This is a genomic window from Marinomonas sp. THO17 (assembly GCF_040436405.1).
GTDB lineage: Bacteria > Pseudomonadota > Gammaproteobacteria > Pseudomonadales > Marinomonadaceae > Marinomonas.
Genome location: NZ_AP031575.1, coordinates 2870792 through 2887752, shown reverse-complemented (window position 1 = coordinate 2887752; position 16961 = coordinate 2870792). Strand labels below are relative to the sequence as shown.

The following is a 16961-nucleotide window of genomic DNA, read 5'->3' as shown; positions in this document are numbered from 1 at the left end:
TGCTGTTTTAGTTTTAATTTTCTCGTCATCCCAAAATGGAGACATTATTCCTATGATGTTTGGAAAGAAAAAACAGCTTGCACTTGAAGATGCCCTAGCCAAATCCGATTCAGAAAAATACCACTTAGAAATACAGTTAAACGAGCTCAAGACTGAGCTTAGCCGTCTAAAAAATCACACGCTTCGCGCTGAAAAACCCCAGCCAGATGAAGCACCTCGACTACTTAAAAACCTTCAACCAAGCTTTTCTTTTGTATTACAAGCGAACAACAAAATATTGGATCTGCTATTTGAACCTATGAGCGAATCGGAAGGTACTGATAAATTAATACAGCAAAACACCTCTGATATTCATCAGCTCAAAACGTCAATTAGTCATATTGCTGAAAAGACGCAAAAAAGCTTAGATGATGTAAATGGCTTACGTCATACCGCTAATGAGATCAAAAGCTTCACCGATATCATTCAAAGCATCTCAGAACAAACCAATCTGTTAGCATTAAATGCGGCCATTGAAGCAGCAAGAGCTGGTGAACATGGCCGAGGTTTTGCCGTAGTTGCCGATGAAGTTCGGACTTTGGCCAATAAGGCACGTGAGTCCAGTGAACACATCTCTACCCTAGTGCAAAAAATTGATTCTCATACCAACCTAGTCGGACAACAAATTGATGCACTGTATACGGATAGCTTAGCCACCAATCAATCATGTGAAAAATTAAGTGAGTCGTTTCAACATACCGCTCAACATTCGCAAAAATTGATGAGTTCTGGCTATCAATCCATGGCGCATGCACACCTTGCCACCAGTATATTGGACTTAACCTTATGGCATAACCAAATGTTCATCGGCGCTTGGCAGCAGTCATCAAGGGATCAGGTTATTGATATTAAAACCACGTATCTAGGGGATTGGTATTATAATGGCACAGACAACGAATTTAACTTTCGTCAACACACCAGTTTTATTGAACTTGGCGACCAACTTTCACACATAAATAGTTTGATGAAAGAAATGACTGAGCCATCGCAAGATAAAGATAAGATCATGGCTTTAGAAGAAAGCTTTGCAACACAAATGCAAAGCATTGAAAGGAGTTTAGAGACTACACAGAATTATATTTTGAGTCAGATTACATAACCATTCTAGGAATAGGATAGAAAACCTTTGGTGTTTCTATCCTAAATAGACATGGTCATATTTCATGACTCAAACCAGTTCAATATCGTCCGGCAAGGTCACGAAAATGGAGTGTCTAACTTCATTATTAAGGGCCTTACTGCAATGCCCTTGTCCTTGCGTATCCTCTAATAACAAGACATCTCCCGCGCCAAATTGGCGGGTTTCACCCGATGAAACCATGAACTCGCAACGCCCTTTGATAATGAAGAGTAATTGTCTTTGCGGAGCGGGGTGCCATTTAAAATCATAATCACCGGGGGTTTCACGAAATAAAATCTCACCCGCAGGAAAGCGCTCGGACAGGAAACCGATTGGGCCGCCGTCTTGCAAGGCAATAGCCAATTCAGCAAACTCACTTTTACCATCGTCTTGATGAAAAATTCGCGTGATCTTCATAAAAACTCCTATTTAAAAAAGCCAATTTACTCAATGGGTAATTGTCGAATAGCCTTATCTAAGACGGCAAGGGTCACGGCCACGTCTTCCTCTAAAACGGCTTCAGCCGGATGATGGCTGATCCCTTTATCGCAACGCATGAACAACATAGCGACCGGGCAAATATCCGCAATGGCCATGGCATCATGCCCAGCGCCTGAAGGCAAAGTAAGCGCCTCGTAGCCTGTTGCTTGAATAGCGTTCGACAAAACATCTTGTAATCTTGGATCACAATGTACGGCGTTGGCCGCATGAGTTTGCTCCATACTGAGTTGCACTTTACGTCGTGCCGCAATGGCTTCCATTGCTGTCATAATCTGCTGTAGAGCTGCATCACGCTGATCATCAAATTCACTGCGGATATCGAGGGAAAACTGCGTCGAACCTGAGATAACATTAACACCATTAGGGCGATTGTTAATTTGTCCGACCGTCGCCACTATGCCATGTTGCAGAGCAATTTTTTCTACCGTCAAGATCATTTCACTGACCGCACACAAAGAATCTTGACGCAAGGCCATAGGGACTGTGCCTGCATGTCCCGCCATCCCAGTGACAGTTAACGCATAACGCTTGGCACCAGCAATGGCGGTTACCACGCCAACAGGCAGATTTTTGTCTTCCAACACAGGGCCTTGTTCAATATGTAATTCCAAGTAGCCTAATAAAGATGTTGTGTCGATCTTGGCTTGATGTACCTGATCAAACGCCAAGCCAAACGCTTGCATGGCCTGACGCAGACTAATGCCATCTTGATCGGTCAACTCAGCCCAACTCTCAGGCCATTGGCCAGTTAAAGCACGACTGCCCAACAGGGTAGAACGAAAACGCGTGCCCTCTTCGTCACCAAAACCGACTAAGTCCAAATGAAAAGGCAGCTCTACACCCGCTTGATGCCAAGCCTGCAGCAAACAAAGTGGTGCCAACACCCCCAACATGCCATCGTACTTACCACCATTGGGAACCGTGTCCAAATGACTGCCTAACAAGTAAGTAGGGGCATCTGGCTGTTTCGATGCCAATCGACCACACAAATTACCCGCCGCATCTTGCCAAGTACTCATGCCAGCTTGCTGCATCCAGCTCGCCACCAAATCATTCGCTTGCTGGTGTTGAGTCGTCAGATAACGACGATCCAAATACTCATCCGATTGACTGATCTTACCAAGTTCATCGCAACGCAACATCACTTGCTCAGCGATTTTGGCATAATCCATCATCACGCTTCTCCATGAGTTTGCGCGGCATAAACGGCCATGGCTGCATCCACACCCGCGCCAGCAACAAGACCAAAGCCAGCGCGACGCAATGCGGTCTCCAAAGACTGCAAGGTATGCAATACAGCGTCTTGGCGGGCGTTATAACCCATGGTGCCAATGCGCCATACCTTGCCTTTTAGCGGGCCAAAGCTGGTGCCAATTTCGATGTTGAAAATCTGCAACATGTCATGACGGATGCGTTCCCCATCGACTTTTTCAGGAATATGAACCCCAACCACGTTACTCATCTTGTGCTGCAAATCCCCATAAGCTTGCAACCCCATAGCTTGAATGCCTTGCAACATAGCATCGCCTGCCACTTGATGGCGTTTCAACACAGCATCTTGCCCCTCACGCAGCAACTCAATGGCACATTGGCGGGAACCAAACAGCATGGTTGCCGCTTCGGTATGATGATTAAGACGCTCTTCACCCCAATAATCCATAATCATAGAGAGATCAAAGTAGTTAGATCGGATGCGCGGGCCTTGCGCATCTTGATGGTGACTGTCTCGAATGCCCGCTTCCACATGATGACGCTTACGCACCACATCCACAAAGCGCTCACTCATGGAGATTGGCGCACTGCCAGAAGGGCCGCCCAGGCATTTCTGCAAACCCACGGTGACCGCATCCACTTGCCAAGCATCGGTCTCAAATGGATTGCCTGCAATAGACGCGGTGGCATCCGTATAAAACAACACATCGTGGGCACGACAAATCGCACCCAGTTCTTCCAAAGGCTGCAACATTGTCGTGGAAGTATCACCTTGCACTATGGCCAACAGCTTAGGCTTCACTCGCTTAATGGCATCTTCAATGTGTTGAGGGTCAAATACCTGCCCCCAAGGTACTTCAATGGTGTGCACTTGCGCATCGGCGCGCTCTGCGATTTCCGCCAATAAATGTCCAAAGCGGCCAAAAATCGGAATCAACACCTTATCGCCCGGTTCAAGACAAGACACCAAAGCCGCTTCAATCCCTGCGCGAGACGTACCATCAATCAAAAAAGTCTGCTCATTTTGCGTGTTAAAAACCTGACGATACAAGGACATGACTTCATTCATATAGCGAGTCATGGTCGGATCGTACTGACCAACCAGTTGCGTCGACATCGCCGACAAGACTTGCGGATAACAATTGATTGGGCCTGGGCCCATTAACAATCTAGGAGGAAGCGTCAAAGGTTGCATAATAAACTCCTACACCAAAACTTGGTAAAGCATCTTGATGCCAGTAAAAATCAGCACGATGGCGAATACTTTCTTCAATTTAGCGGCGTCCAAACGATGGGCCAAACCAGCACCAACAGGCGCGAACAAGACAGTCAGCGGAATGATACAAGCCGCACCAATAAGATTTACCAATCCCACGGTACCGAACGGCGAGTCGATAGGCGTTTGGCCAAAGATCAACATGGTTAATGCGGCTGGCAAGGAAATAATCAAACCCACTGCTGCCGCCGTACCAACCGCACGATGCGCAGGGTAATTACAAAACGTCAGCATAGGCACAGTAAGCGTACCGCCGCCAATCCCTACCATAGAACTGAAAAAGCCAACACAGGTGGCCATGACACTTTGACCTGCCGTACCCGGCAAGGATTTAAACAGGCTGTCTTTTTTGCCCAATAGCATGTTCAACGCTGACAAGGTGGCGATCACGCCAAACAAGAGGGTTAACCATTCCCCCTCGACACGAGTCACTAAGAAACTGCCCACCATAACACCGGCAAAAATAAAGAATCCCCAGCGTTTTAACAGATCAAAATCCACATTACCTTTTGCTTTGTGAGCGCGAATCGAACTGATGGAAGTCGGAATAATGGTGGCCAAGGAGGTGGCGGTAGCGACCAACATAGCTGTATCAGCGCTGACACCTAACCCTTGATAGAGAAAGAACAACACCGGCACTATGACAATACCGCCACCAACCCCCAGTAGACCGGCTAAAATTCCGCCCACTACACCCGTGGCCATCATGGCGAGAATCATGGCATAGTTTTCCATTATGAATGACATTTTGCTCTTTACTCCTAAATCAAATAATTACTAAGCTAAATTACTAACAATGGCGCGGCCATCACTTCTTGGGTCTGTCGCGGCTTCAGCATCACCACTTGGGTGTAATACCACGGCACCAGCGTGCCCCATTAATTCATTACAAGATTCCACCACAACCAGATCATGACCGCGATCTTCTAAGATACTGGCAGCACGGTTAGCAAAATCCTGTTCTAGTTTTAAGTTATGACTTTCGTCTCCCCAAGTGCGCCCTAACAACCAGCGACCTTGGCTAATGGCCTGCTCCAAAGGCAAATGATGATACACATAGCGACTAAACAAGGCCGCTTGGGTTTGTGGTTGCCCCTCTCCTCCCATGGTGCCATAGCTAATACGACGACCATCCTTCAACTCAGCAAAAGCAGGGTTCAATGTATGGAAAGGTTTCAAATTAGGGCCAAGAGCTTGCAACGAATTTGCGTCTAAAGAAAAAGATGAGCCACGATTATTCCAAACAATCCCCGTGGCAGGGCTTACTACCCCGCTGCCAAATTCCCAATACAAACTTTGGATGTAACTCACCATGCGTCCTTCACTGTCGCATGCGCCCATCCAAATGGTGTCACCCGGTTTGGCTACATGGGGCCAAGCTTGCGCTTTGTTTAAAGCGATTTCCTGTAACATGGTCTCTAATGACGCTTCGCTTAACATTGTGGCTAAGTCAGTAGGTACGCGCGTTACATCGGTCACATTATTATTACGAGCGATAAAGGCTTGTTTGGTGGCTTCGATCAGCAAATGCGCCATATCAACATCGTCATTGGCTTGCTCATACAAACGATCATACAAGGCGAGAATTAACAGCGAGGCAATGCCTTGGGTGGGTGCAGGTAAGTTGTATAACTTACCTTGACTGGTCGTTACGCTCAAAGGTGTCACTCGCTGAGCGCGGTATTGGTGAAAATCGGCCAAACGAATTGGAGAACCCGCTGCTTCTAGGTCTTTCGCCAAAGACGCTGCAATCTCTCCTTGATAAAAATCGCTTAAACCTTTTGCTGCCAAGGTTTCTAAGGTTTCAGCCAGTTTGGGCATGCATAACAAATCGCCCACTTCATACTTTTCACCTTGCTTTAAAAAAGCAGCAAAATCTGCAAAAGGTGATAAATCGGCATGGGTTTTATTACCAGCGGCCACATAACTCTCAGTGACCTCACTGCCCGCTTTAGCCCAATGAATGGCATCCGCCAACAAAGCCTCTAAGGGCAAACTCGCTTGCCAATTAGCACTCATGGTTAAGGCTTCTTGCCAACCTGCCACAGCACCAGCCATAGTCAAAGCCGCTTTACCCCCTCGACTTGGAATAACATGCTCACCTTGATAAAAGTCTCTTGTTGCCAGCTGCGCCGATACGCCGGCCGCATCAATGGCAATGGGCTCTTTACCTGGTTCACTGATTAACCAGAAACCATCACCGCCTAAACCATTCATGTGAGGGTAGACCACAGCTATCGTAGCGGCAGCGGCGACCATGGCTTCGATTGCTGTGCCGCCTTGCTGAAGAATATTTTGACCTGCCTGAGCCGCTTTAAAATGCGGGGCGGTAAAGGCAACTTGAGATCTTGTCATTGTTATTGTGTCTCCAATAAATACTGTGCCATGTCGATAAGAGCAAGCTCACTACCTTTCGGGCCAACTAAAGACAAGCCACAAGGTGCACCATCCAGTTCACATACCGGCAAATGCAATTGCGGTAAACCCGCTAACCCTGCAATGGCAGTCAGATCCATTAATTGATTACGGTAATCTGCAAGCTCTTGATCTGAAGCGGAAAATAATGGCGCCAGACCCGGCGTTGTGGGAAGCATCAACACCTTATTTTCTAGCTGCTGACACAAGCACTCAGAAAACGCGGTTCGTTGCTTGTTAGCTTGTTCAATTTCTTTCTCAGATAAGGTGTCACACCATGCAAAACGCCCTGCCACATCCGGGGCAAACACAGGTTTTACATCGTCAATCCATTGGCTGTGCTCTTGACGAATTTCCGCCCCTTGCAAGGTGCGAAAGGTAGCGCTGGCTTGCCAAGTTTGCGTGTCAATTTCAATATTGTCTTCGGTGGGTAATTTACCCGCATCGCGCCAAGTTTGTAGACAGGTTTGTAACGCGTCATGATGAGCCGCTTGTTGCAGCAAATTATCGGCGATCAAGATGCCTTTAAAGGCGGATTTATCGGTGAGAGTTTGAGCACTTTTTGGCAGCAAGACTTGGGTTGTTTTTATCATAACATTCAAAGACTTGCACACCCAACCCACAGTATCAAACGAGGGCGCTAAGGCGACCATGTTATCCGCCGCAATCACACCATGCGTTGGTCGTAAACCAAACAAACCTTGATAGCTGGCTGGAACTCGAATGGATCCGCCAGTATCCGTCCCCAAACCTATGTCGGCCAAACCTAGACTCACGGCAACCGCCGAACCAGAACTGGAACCTCCGGGTAAACGATTAGGACTCAGCGGATTTTCTGGCGTACCGTAATGAATATTTTGTCCATTGAGACTGTATGCCAATTCGTCAGTAATGGTTTTGCCGACAAATTGCGCGCCATGAGCTAATAATTGACTCACACTGGAAGCGGTTTTATCGGCAATAGGATGAGTTGCCAGCCAAGTCGGATTGCCTGCCGTAGTCGGCAATCCTTGCATATGAAACAAGTCTTTCACAGCCAGCTTCAGACCCGACAAAATACCTTGACCGACTCTGTTTTCAGGCGCGACAAAAGCACTTTCGTCTAGGTCTAGAAATGGATTTGGTACAATGAAATGTTTCATAGCTTTCCTCTTAACTATAGAATCTATGAAACAATCGTTTCAGAGATTTGTCAACTGAAACGAAAACCTCTTAATCACTTTTACTGTTTCGTCAGCAAAGAATTAAGGCTCCAGTTCATCGAGCTTTTCATATAAGGCAGAAATGTCTTTAGTCTGTTTACGGGCATGATCGCCTAAACTGGCATACACCCGATTGCACAGCATGGAAATCAAGCTCATGGGCGCCGCATAGCTGTCGAACGGACTCTCATTACCCAAATGACACACCAACACATGCGTCACCTGCTGATTATAAATTTGCCCAGTCGGATCCGTAATCAAAAGCGTTGTTCGACCTTCTAATGCATCGACTATCTGTTTGAACTGACGGGTTCGACGACGAAAACCAAGCAACACAATGACTTCATCATCAAGAATGTCTTGCAGATCTTCACCCAAGGTTTGTCCAGGCTGAGGCAATAAACGTACCGATTGACGTACTTGCTGCAGTTGCTGACGAAAATGCAGCGCCAGTGGATAAGCATTTCGAAAACCAATCAAGGTAACGCGACTGGCATGCGCAAGACGATGACAAATCTCGTTTAAGCTTTCCGAACGCAACCCCTCAAAGGTCAAAGACAAATTTTTCAGCTCTTGTTCCGTCTGATCCAGCGACGAGCCTTGGGTAAAAATGGGGACGCCACTTTCACGCAAAGCCAATTGCGCCTGCTTGGCACTTTGATGTGAATCATAACCAAGCTGACGAAAGAAACGACTGACGGTGGCTTTTGAGGTGTTGGTATTGTCCGCAATCTCGGCAGAGGTTTGACTCACAATTGCCAAGGGATTTTGTTGAAGGTAATTGGCAATGGCACGAGCCGACGATGATAACGAAGGATAATTCTTTTCGATCAGGGATAATACATCCTGCTTTGTGGTCACTTGGACACCTCAATCTTATCAATATTGCCAATAAGTTAATCGATTCTCGTTTGACTGCCAACAACAAGACAGACTTTAAATCGCCTTAAAAGAATCTGCACCATTTTAAAGCCATGCGCACCAATAAAACTCAAAAACCACCTATTAAGGGCTCAAATCAGACCATGAGACCGCACTTTATTGGTTTTGTTAAAAACAAAAATGATGATGTTGTTACAGAAACCAAGTTTTAAGAAACTTTTGTTTCACTTTGGCACAAGTGTTGCAAATTGCGTTTCAGGCATTCAATCAACTGAAACAAAACTAAATAAGGACCCCTAATCCATGAAACGCATTGTTAAATTACTTAGTAAAACCTTTTTTCTAACCGCTTGTTTTAGCACCGCTATTATTGCGAATGCAGATGTGCTGCAAGATATTCAAGAGCGCAACACCATTCGTATTGCCGTACCACAAGACTTTCCGCCATTTGGCTCCATTGGTACGGACCTAAAACCACAAGGCATAGATGTAGACATGGCAAACTACATTGCCGACCAACTTGATGTGAAACTGGAAATTATTCCCGTCACCAGTGCGAACCGTATCCCTTATCTACAAACTAAAAAAGTGGATTTGGTGATTTCCAGTTTAGGCAAAAACCCTGAACGTGAAAAAGCCATCGACTTCTCTACTCCTTATGCCCCTTTCTTCCTAGGCGTATTTGGTGACAAAAAGGTAATGGTCGACAACATGGCCGGCCTAGCAGGGAAAACGGTGGGCGTAACGCGCGGCTCAGTTGAAGACTTGGAATTGGAAAAAAATGCACCTAAGTCGGTAAACATTCGTCGTTTTGAGGACAACAACACAACCCTAACCGCCTACTTATCCGGTCAGGTAAGCCTGATTGCCACGGGCAACTTGGTTGCAACAGAAATCGCAAAACGTCAACCAAGCAAAGCCCCTGAAGCCAAATTCATGTTGAAAGATTCTCCTTGCTATATCGGTATGGCCGAAGGTGAAACCGCTCTACAAGCGAAAGTGAATGAACTGATTCAACAAGCCCTAGTCTCAGGTGAATTGGATAAAATCTCCATGAAATGGCTTAAAGCCCCACTGCCAAAAGGTTTTGGTGCTTAAGGTTCAGACATGTTGCATTTTTCTGACCTATTGCAATACACAGACGTGTTCCTCAGTGGTCTTTTGACCACTGTTGAACTCACCATTTTAACCACAGCGTTAGGCATTGCACTCGGTACGGGCTGCGCAGCCATTCGCCAATACGGCCACAAAGTCAGCCAGCGTACTGTTGCCGTTTACGTTGAATTAATTCGTAATACACCTTTTATTGTACAACTTTTCTTTATTTTCTTTGGTTTACCCGCCATTGGTCTAAAATTGACCCCTTGGCAAGCCAGTATGATCGCCTTGACCATCAATCTCGGGGCTTACAGCACAGAAATTATTCGTGCTGGCCTGAGTAGTATTCCTAAAGGCCAAATCGAAGCCGCTAAGGTGTTGGGCATGAATTTTCGACAAACCCTGACTCGGGTTATTTTCACTCCCGCGTTTGAGAAAATTTACCCTGCTCTCACCAGTCAATGCATCATTGTGATGCTAGGTTCCGCGGTCATTTCACAAATTTCGGTAGAAGATCTAACTTACGCAGCCAATTTGGTGCAATCGCGTAACTTTCGAGCTTTCGAAAGCTATTTAGTCACCGCCCTGCTGTATTTGGTGCTCGCCATTGCTCTACGTTTTATCTTCAATCAAATTGGCAAACGCTTGTTTGCGTATCGGGAGGTGAAATGATTCAGTTCTCGAATTACGACATCATTAGCAATTTGTTGTTCGCAACCCAATGGACCATCTTGCTGTCATTAGCGGCCTTTGTGGGTGGCACCAGTGTGGCCCTAGCACTCACTGCCGCACGATTAACGCGTAACTCACTGGTACAAAAGTGCGTTCACCTGTATGTCGAGCTATTCCAAGGCACGCCTCTATTGATGCAGATGTTTCTCTGCTTCTTCGGCTTATCTATGCTGGGCTACGAAATATCTGCTTGGAGCGCAGCGATTCTTTCTTTAACCCTCTTCACCAGCGCCTTTTTGGTGGAGATATGGCGAGGATGCATCGATACCTTACCCAAAGGTCAATGGGAAGCCAGTCGCTGTTTAGGATTGAGTTTCTTACAAACCTTGCGTTTTATTATCTTACCACAAGCCATTCGTGTGGCTTTAGCGCCTACAGTTGGCTTTTCTGTGCAGGTCATAAAAGGCACAGCCTTGGCGTCCATTATCGGTTTCGTTGAGCTCACCAAGGTTGGTACCATGCTCAATAATGCGACCTTCGAACCTTTTAAAGTGTTTGCTCTTGTGGCACTGATTTATTTTGCCCTTTGCTACCCACTTTCTCTGTACAGCAAGCATTTGGAGAAAAAATTCCATGTCTCTCGTTAATTTGCACCAGGTCCATAAATATTATGGTGACAACCATGTTCTTAAAGGCATTGATCTCGATATTCAAGCGGGTGAAGTGGTGTCCATCATAGGCAAAAGCGGCTCCGGCAAAAGCACCTTATTACGCTGCATCAATGGGCTAGAAGAATACCAACAAGGTGGCATCACCCTTGATGGCAATGAAGTCACCAGCGAAGACATTCAAGTTCGTCGTTTGGCCTTGAGTGTGGGGATGATCTTCCAAAACTTTAACCTTTTTCCACATATGACAGTCGGTGAGAACATTATGTTAGCGCCAACCATTGTCTTGAAGAAAAGTAAAACACAAGCCGCTGCAATCGCTAAAGCCATGCTTGAAAAAGTGGGCTTAGCCGAGAAGTTCGACAGCTATCCAGAGAAGCTGTCTGGGGGTCAACAGCAACGTGTTGCCATCGCTCGGGCGCTTGCCATGTCTCCCAAAGTCTTACTGTGTGATGAGATCACTTCAGCCCTTGATCCTGAATTAGTTGGTGAAGTATTAAAGGTATTGGAACAACTGGCTGAAGAGGGTATGACGCTGATTTTGGTCACCCATGAAATGAACTTTGCACGTGATGTGGGCAACCGAGTCGTCTTTATGCATCAAGGTAAAGTATGGGAAGAAGGCGATTCCAAGCAATTATTGTCTAGTCCACAAACGGATGAGCTAAAACAATTTATTGGCGCGGTTTTGTAACTAACCAAAAACGGTGAGACTGAAACCAATAAACTAGATGTTGGTTTCAGTCTCACGCAGATGGGTTGAGCCCACTTTATTAGATCAAACCCTATACTTTGAATTGGCCAGCAACATGGTCTAAGTGTTTCGCATATTCAGCAAGTTCCGCCCCTAATGACGACAATTCGCTTGAACTGCGCGAGGTTTCTTTGGTACGACTGTCAATATCATCCACACTGTCATTAATCAGTTTTGCAACATTCTGCTGCTGAGCAGTCAATGTAAATATCTGTTTGTTAACAGAAGCTACTTTGCCCATATACTCTGTAATCTGTTCAAGACTGTCGCCCGCCATATTAACGGTTTCGACACTTGAACTTGCGTACTTAGAGCTTTGTGTAATTCCATTTGTTGCTGTCATTGCGGCTGACTGGAGTTGCTGAATGGTATCTTGTATTTGATCCGTTGATTCCTGTGTTTTTGAGGCTAAATTTCTCACCTCATCGGCAACAACTGCAAAACCACGACCAGACTCACCCGCTCTGGCAGCTTCAATGGCAGCATTTAGCGCCAGCAAATTGGTTTGCTCAGCAATGCTTTTAATCACATCTAACACGTCCCCAACTTGGTTTGAACCCGCTTCAAGTTGTTTTACCGTTGCTTCTGTTTCCGTAATATTTTTATCCAATTCTAAAATTTGATCGATGGTTTTTTTAACCGTTTGTTGTCCTTCATCCGTCGCTTTAGAAGCATCACCTGTTGCCTGAGTCGCAATATTCGCATTTTCAGCAATACTGGCCACACTTTCATTCATGTCATCGACCGCTTTTTTCGCATTACGAGTAGACTCTCGTTGAATATCCACTGTCTGTTGAGCGGAACGAGTTAATGAATGCAGATTAGCAGCTAGGTTAGAAAGCGGCGCGGTCGTATCCACAATATCTTTAACAACGCCCTGTAATTTCCCCATAAACTGATTGAACCAATAAACAAGATCCCCAAGTTCATCTTTACTGCGTGTTTTTAACCGAACCGTTAAATCACCATCTTCTTGGGCAATATCTTTGAGGGATTTAACCAATTTATTGAGATTGGTTTTCAGACTAGCAACTATGGGTATAGAGGCACCAAACATGATCGCCATGGTTATGACGGCCATAATGACTCCGACTATGATCATTCGTTCACTGGCCTTTTCAGTGGCAGCAATGGAGGACTGAAACGAATTCAAGCGTTCATCCTGAAATGCCTGTACAGCCTGATAAATCGAGTCATAGTTCTGATTCATGGCTTGAATTTGCTGTTGGCCTTCGGCAAAGTCAAACGTGTTTTGTACCATAGCGTCAGACACGCCATATGCTAAGTCGTAATACTTGGCAAAGTCTTCTAGCAACAAATCTGCCCCTGATACTAATGACGGGTTAATCTGTTTTATACCACTTAGCATGGATCGAATCTGTTCGGCTTGTTCCGCCGCTGTGGCTAATGTATCTTCATCTCCAGTAATCGCCGCATTACTTAAATTATCTCTCACCTTCTCCAATTGAAAGAGTACATTTTTACTATCCATTAATGCTGGATACTCGACATCGGCTACGTTTTTTAAAAGCGCAATATTTGCTAGCGAACTTTGAGTAATCACACCAAGATAAATCAAAAATGTTAATGAACCTAACAATGGGATAATCAACAATTTCTTTGATATTGATAACTTATTAAATAACAACATATCGTAACCTTATACAATATTCCTTGGGCACTTGATAAATCCATAAGTGCTTGGCAAATCCCTTCGCTTTCATATTTAGGAAGGTGAGAATAAGCCTCTTTCTGCAGCGTGTGGATAATTTGTTTTATTCGAAGCAAGTGACTCGTAAATATTGAACATATTTACGAGTCACTTAACAAAGAATAAAACGAGCTTAGACGACTTATGCGCACCTTTCTTTAACATTCTGTTATTCTAGTGATAAGACAACTTTAACACCGTCCGTCACACTAGCAGAATCAATGTAACCAATAGCATTTGGATTAGACTGGACAAGATCAACAACTTCTTTATCCGTGTCCACTTCTGTGAGTGGAACGGCCTTACCTGAAAATACCATTTTTGACCAATATGACTTCATTTGACTATCCGATTTGCCAATAAGCTTATTGTTAAAAAAGCTTCTGTTAGCACTGCCTTCAGGAAGGTTAATTGGAATAGCTGTGTCACCACTTGGGTATCTCTTTGTTTTACCTAAAAATAGTTTTTCAACATCAGATTCACTTAGGGTATTGGCGTTATTTTGATTTACAATCACCACAACCTCAGCAAAGCTAAATGTTGAAAAAACAGTAAGTGCAGCGCTGACTACTATTGAATAACAGCTTAATTTAAACTTATTCATTTTTCCCCCCTCCCTTTAAAATACTGTATCAATAGAAGCTGAAATCAAATTATGCGATGCATTTTCCGATTCATCATCCATCTTAATATCTTTGTACTCTAGCTTAAGCTTGGACTGTATTGATAACTCATAAGATAAACCATAAGTGTAAGCCTCTTTAGCATAAAAATAAGAAGGTGATTGAGAGCTTAAGAAAGGATTATCTTCATTAGTGCTGTAAGTTAGGACAGGGGTAAATTTACCCAAACGATAAGCTACGGATGCATACCAACTGTCTCTTGCGTCTGTATTATTATCAACATCAGCCGTTGCAAGTTCACTCACAAATCTAAAATTGCCGATTTCTGATACAAGAGCAAATGCTGTATATTGAAAATCAGTATAATCACCGGCAGCGTTAAATTTCAGTTCGCCCTCAAGCGTCATAAATCTGAATAACAACTCCTCTTTCCCAAAGGATAAAGCCATACCAAGGACATCTCTCTCTTGAATACCGACACCTGTGTAAGCACTGCTCCAGGCCTGTGCAGTGAGTTCATAATCCCCCACATAAGTGCTGTAACGAGCTAATACACCTTCCGTTGCACTGGGAGCTACATACACTTCTGCAGGTGGTGCAACCCAATCGTAAGCCAAGCCCACATTATAGAAATCGGAATAGTAATAAACTGGCAAGACAAACTTACCCGCTTGGAGAGATAATTCATCAGAAACATCATATGTGATATTTGCCCACTCAAACTCCGCATTAAATTTCTTGCCATTCGTGCTAGAAGTACTGGTAACACTGTCGTTACGACCCGTTATCTGAAAAGTTCCTCTCATATTATCATCGATAGGTATAATGCCTTGTAAACCTATTCTGGTGAGCGGTTCAAATGACACACTGTCATCAAAATCGGTACCACCGACGGGAGTATTATAAGAAGTATCCTCTTTATTTGTTTTACCAACACCAGCAGAAAAGTAGCCACCCCAAATTATTTTATCTGAAGCAGTAACATTAATTGGAAGACTGCATACGAGAGGGACGCTCAAAAGTGTAACCAGTCTTTTCAAGTTTCTTTTATCCATGAGCTTAACTCCTAAGCTATAATGGTTTTTGATAATTTCCACTTTGAGTTTAGTATAGATAGTGCAAAAACATGGATAATAAATGTAATTTTTATATTAGGTTATGTTCATTAATATAATAATTTGAAATTTTTAATGGCTAAAAGTTAAAAACATAAGTAAACCATGAAGTTAAAACAAATTTAATATCAATCATTCTCATTATTTATTTGATCAGTACTGAATTTTTTAATTCACAATATAAAGTAAATTAATTTTTTCACTTAAAATTCGGTGTAAATTCATTAAAGAAACATAAAAATTCAGCTACCCTTTGTCTTATTCAGGCAGATAATCCTCAGCAAAATGCTCAGCAATATAATCGAACGGCAAGATATGGATGGGTTGTTTGATTCCCTTGAAGGAGTACAAGACTCTGCAACAAAATGGCTATGGTTTTACCATAAGAAAAGCCACATACAGCCAACACAGGTAAGCCACCTCTAATGGCTCTTTTGAGATGCATTAAAAAAGGGCAGGATTACGCGAACAAGTCTGATGACCTTGTTCGCGCCTTCTTTCGTCTTTAACCGAATTTAACCGCCTGCCAATGTTTTACTTGCTCATCAAGCAAGTCTTTTTGAAAGCGATTAAAACGGTCACTCGGCTGTTGCAATTTCAGCAATGCTAAAGCCGGGTCTTCTACTTGTGTTTTTGTGTTCGCTAATGTTTCTACAACAGACAATCCACAAAAAGGCACGTAGGCTTCAGAATAGCCACCTTCATGAGCGATCACTAAGCGTCCGTTACACACTTCCTCAGCAACTGATTTTACTGCTTCAGTCATCCAGCGATAAGATTCACTGTGCAATAACATTCTTGCTAATGGATCCAAACCACTGGCATCAAAACCAGAAGCAACCAAAATCAAATCTGGCTTATACTCACGCAAAGCAGGCAGTATCATAGTTTCAAATGCGTATTGATAAACCTCATGACCTGCACCAGGCTGAAGCGGAATATTCAGGTTATAACCCTTGCCAGCTCCTTCCCCAAATTCCTTATCACCACTGTAACCTGGTGGGAAACAAGCATCTTGATGAATGGAAACAGTGAACACATCCGCACGCTCATAAAAAGCTGCTTGTGTACCATTTCCATGATGCACATCCCAATCTATAACAGCGACCTTTTGTAGCCCTAAGTCTGCTTTGGCTTTCTCAATTGCTACGGCAATATTTGATAAAAAGCAAAAACCCATTGCTTGATCCGGTAAACAGTGATGACCTGGGGGCCTCGACAGTGCGTAAGCATTCGCTAACTGTCCTCTCATAACAGACTCAACAGCCGCATAAACCAATCCTGCTGACGTTTTTGCAATCTCAAAACTTCCCGGCCCCATCGGAGCCGTTGGATCAAGTACACCACCGCCTTGATCACTTAATGTTTTAAATTCATCTAAGTATCGTTTGGTATGTACTCGTAATAAATCTTCTTGATTCAAAGGAGCCGCTTTTCCTGTAACAAGCTTTTCTAGTAAACCACTGGTTTCCAATAGATTACGAAAACGACGTTTTGTCTCTGGCGCCTCAGCCAAACCGCTTCCCGACGAAGGTTGCACCCAACCACCAACAGGTAACACTTCAACAAAATTTCCGCCAATGTGCCAAAAACATTTTTCATCACTAAAAAAACCCGTTTCTGTAGACATGTCTATCGATTCCTTTTACTTTTTTAATTGTTAATAAAAAACC

16 protein-coding genes and 1 pseudogene are annotated in these 16961 nt (G+C 44.2%); 6 read left to right on the top strand and 11 right to left on the bottom strand.

Going from position 1 to position 16961, the window contains the following annotated elements:
* The first annotated feature begins 52 nt into the window (after positions 1 to 52).
* Positions 53 to 1138: a methyl-accepting chemotaxis protein gene (locus ABXS85_RS13750; protein WP_353667089.1), complete on the top strand. Its 1086-nt coding sequence runs from the start codon at positions 53 to 55 to the stop codon at positions 1136 to 1138.
* 69 nt (positions 1139 to 1207) lie between these two features.
* Here the strand turns inward: ABXS85_RS13750 and ABXS85_RS13745 are convergent, their stop codons facing one another.
* The 7 genes from ABXS85_RS13745 to ABXS85_RS13715 all read right to left on the bottom strand — a co-directional run bounded on the left by ABXS85_RS13745 (position 1208) and on the right by ABXS85_RS13715 (position 8626).
* The gene (locus tag ABXS85_RS13745) at positions 1208 to 1576 is read right to left on the bottom strand and encodes a cupin domain-containing protein (RefSeq protein WP_353667088.1); all 369 of its coding nucleotides are present in this window, start codon (positions 1574 to 1576) and stop codon (positions 1208 to 1210) included.
* 26 nt (positions 1577 to 1602) lie between these two features.
* Positions 1603 to 2835, bottom strand: coding sequence for an allantoate amidohydrolase (locus ABXS85_RS13740; RefSeq protein WP_353667087.1), 1233 nt, complete (start codon positions 2833 to 2835; stop codon positions 1603 to 1605).
* Positions 2835 to 4067: an alanine--glyoxylate aminotransferase family protein gene (locus tag ABXS85_RS13735; RefSeq protein ID WP_353667086.1), complete on the bottom strand. Its 1233-nt coding sequence runs from the start codon at positions 4065 to 4067 to the stop codon at positions 2835 to 2837. Before ABXS85_RS13735 ends, ABXS85_RS13740 begins: the two co-directional genes overlap by 1 nt.
* A gap of 9 nt (positions 4068 to 4076) precedes the next feature.
* Positions 4077 to 4895 (bottom strand): sulfite exporter TauE/SafE family protein, encoded by an 819-nt coding sequence (locus tag ABXS85_RS13730; RefSeq protein ID WP_353667085.1) that lies wholly within the window; start codon positions 4893 to 4895, stop codon positions 4077 to 4079.
* 30 nt (positions 4896 to 4925) lie between these two features.
* Complete coding sequence (locus ABXS85_RS13725) at positions 4926 to 6503, bottom strand: gamma-glutamyltransferase (protein WP_353667084.1); 1578 nt, start codon at positions 6501 to 6503, stop codon at positions 4926 to 4928.
* Between the two features lie 2 nt (positions 6504 to 6505).
* Positions 6506 to 7705, bottom strand: coding sequence for an amidase (locus ABXS85_RS13720; protein WP_353667083.1), 1200 nt, complete (start codon positions 7703 to 7705; stop codon positions 6506 to 6508).
* Positions 7706 to 7807: 102 nt separating this feature from the next.
* Positions 7808 to 8626 (bottom strand): MurR/RpiR family transcriptional regulator, encoded by an 819-nt coding sequence (locus ABXS85_RS13715; RefSeq protein WP_353667082.1) that lies wholly within the window; start codon positions 8624 to 8626, stop codon positions 7808 to 7810.
* 324 nt (positions 8627 to 8950) lie between these two features.
* Between ABXS85_RS13715 and ABXS85_RS13710 the strand changes: the two genes are divergently transcribed.
* Genes ABXS85_RS13710 through ABXS85_RS13695 form a run of 4 tightly spaced genes read left to right on the top strand, consistent with a single transcriptional unit; the run spans position 8951 to position 11779 of the window.
* Entirely contained in the window at positions 8951 to 9745 is a 795-nt protein-coding gene (locus ABXS85_RS13710; RefSeq protein WP_353667081.1) for a transporter substrate-binding domain-containing protein, read from the top strand.
* 9 nt (positions 9746 to 9754) lie between these two features.
* The gene (locus ABXS85_RS13705) at positions 9755 to 10417 is read left to right on the top strand and encodes an amino acid ABC transporter permease (RefSeq protein WP_353667080.1); all 663 of its coding nucleotides are present in this window, start codon (positions 9755 to 9757) and stop codon (positions 10415 to 10417) included.
* On the top strand, positions 10414 to 11064 hold the full coding sequence (locus ABXS85_RS13700) for an amino acid ABC transporter permease (protein WP_353667079.1): 651 nt from the start codon (positions 10414 to 10416) through the stop codon (positions 11062 to 11064). Before ABXS85_RS13705 ends, ABXS85_RS13700 begins: the two co-directional genes overlap by 4 nt.
* Positions 11051 to 11779, top strand: coding sequence for an amino acid ABC transporter ATP-binding protein (locus ABXS85_RS13695; protein WP_353667078.1), 729 nt, complete (start codon positions 11051 to 11053; stop codon positions 11777 to 11779). Before ABXS85_RS13700 ends, ABXS85_RS13695 begins: the two co-directional genes overlap by 14 nt.
* A gap of 91 nt (positions 11780 to 11870) precedes the next feature.
* Here the strand turns inward: ABXS85_RS13695 and ABXS85_RS13690 are convergent, their stop codons facing one another.
* The 3 genes from ABXS85_RS13690 to ABXS85_RS13680 form a co-directional block, all read right to left on the bottom strand.
* Complete coding sequence (locus tag ABXS85_RS13690; RefSeq protein WP_353667077.1) at positions 11871 to 13490, bottom strand: methyl-accepting chemotaxis protein; 1620 nt, start codon at positions 13488 to 13490, stop codon at positions 11871 to 11873.
* 229 nt (positions 13491 to 13719) lie between these two features.
* Positions 13720 to 14154 carry a phosphate ABC transporter substrate-binding protein gene (locus tag ABXS85_RS13685; protein ID WP_353667076.1) on the bottom strand — a complete coding sequence of 145 codons (435 nt, stop codon included), beginning with the start codon at positions 14152 to 14154 and terminating at the stop codon, positions 13720 to 13722.
* Between the two features lie 15 nt (positions 14155 to 14169).
* On the bottom strand, positions 14170 to 15228 hold the full coding sequence (locus ABXS85_RS13680; RefSeq protein ID WP_353667075.1) for a hypothetical protein: 1059 nt from the start codon (positions 15226 to 15228) through the stop codon (positions 14170 to 14172).
* Positions 15229 to 15563: 335 nt separating this feature from the next.
* On the opposite strand from ABXS85_RS13680, the pseudogene ABXS85_RS13675 reads away from it, so the two are divergent.
* Positions 15564 to 15719, top strand: a pseudogene (locus tag ABXS85_RS13675) (IS3 family transposase); the annotation flags it as partial.
* Between the two features lie 74 nt (positions 15720 to 15793).
* Here the strand turns inward: ABXS85_RS13675 and ABXS85_RS13670 are convergent.
* Positions 15794 to 16918, bottom strand: a complete 1125-nt coding sequence (locus ABXS85_RS13670; RefSeq protein ID WP_353667074.1) for a class II histone deacetylase — start codon at positions 16916 to 16918, stop codon at positions 15794 to 15796.
* Between the last annotated feature and the right edge of the window lie 43 nt (positions 16919 to 16961).

What these genes read in the sequence shown, in the direction of transcription:
- ABXS85_RS13750 (WP_353667089.1), top strand. Translation starts at nt 53, where the DNA reads ATGATGTTTGGAAAGAAAAAACAGCTTGCACTTGAAGATGCCCTAGCC.
- ABXS85_RS13745 (WP_353667088.1), bottom strand. Translation starts at nt 1,576, where the DNA reads ATGAAGATCACGCGAATTTTTCATCAAGACGATGGTAAAAGTGAGTTT.
- ABXS85_RS13740 (WP_353667087.1), bottom strand. Translation starts at nt 2,835, where the DNA reads ATGATGGATTATGCCAAAATCGCTGAGCAAGTGATGTTGCGTTGCGAT.
- ABXS85_RS13735 (WP_353667086.1), bottom strand. Translation starts at nt 4,067, where the DNA reads ATGCAACCTTTGACGCTTCCTCCTAGATTGTTAATGGGCCCAGGCCCA.
- ABXS85_RS13730 (WP_353667085.1), bottom strand. Translation starts at nt 4,895, where the DNA reads ATGTCATTCATAATGGAAAACTATGCCATGATTCTCGCCATGATGGCC.
- ABXS85_RS13725 (WP_353667084.1), bottom strand. Translation starts at nt 6,503, where the DNA reads ATGACAAGATCTCAAGTTGCCTTTACCGCCCCGCATTTTAAAGCGGCT.
- ABXS85_RS13720 (WP_353667083.1), bottom strand. Translation starts at nt 7,705, where the DNA reads ATGAAACATTTCATTGTACCAAATCCATTTCTAGACCTAGACGAAAGT.
- ABXS85_RS13710 (WP_353667081.1), top strand. Translation starts at nt 8,951, where the DNA reads ATGAAACGCATTGTTAAATTACTTAGTAAAACCTTTTTTCTAACCGCT.
- ABXS85_RS13705 (WP_353667080.1), top strand. Translation starts at nt 9,755, where the DNA reads ATGTTGCATTTTTCTGACCTATTGCAATACACAGACGTGTTCCTCAGT.
- ABXS85_RS13700 (WP_353667079.1), top strand. Translation starts at nt 10,414, where the DNA reads ATGATTCAGTTCTCGAATTACGACATCATTAGCAATTTGTTGTTCGCA.
- ABXS85_RS13695 (WP_353667078.1), top strand. Translation starts at nt 11,051, where the DNA reads ATGTCTCTCGTTAATTTGCACCAGGTCCATAAATATTATGGTGACAAC.
- ABXS85_RS13690 (WP_353667077.1), bottom strand. Translation starts at nt 13,490, where the DNA reads ATGTTGTTATTTAATAAGTTATCAATATCAAAGAAATTGTTGATTATC.
- ABXS85_RS13685 (WP_353667076.1), bottom strand. Translation starts at nt 14,154, where the DNA reads ATGAATAAGTTTAAATTAAGCTGTTATTCAATAGTAGTCAGCGCTGCA.
- ABXS85_RS13680 (WP_353667075.1), bottom strand. Translation starts at nt 15,228, where the DNA reads ATGGATAAAAGAAACTTGAAAAGACTGGTTACACTTTTGAGCGTCCCT.
- ABXS85_RS13670 (WP_353667074.1), bottom strand. Translation starts at nt 16,918, where the DNA reads ATGTCTACAGAAACGGGTTTTTTTAGTGATGAAAAATGTTTTTGGCAC.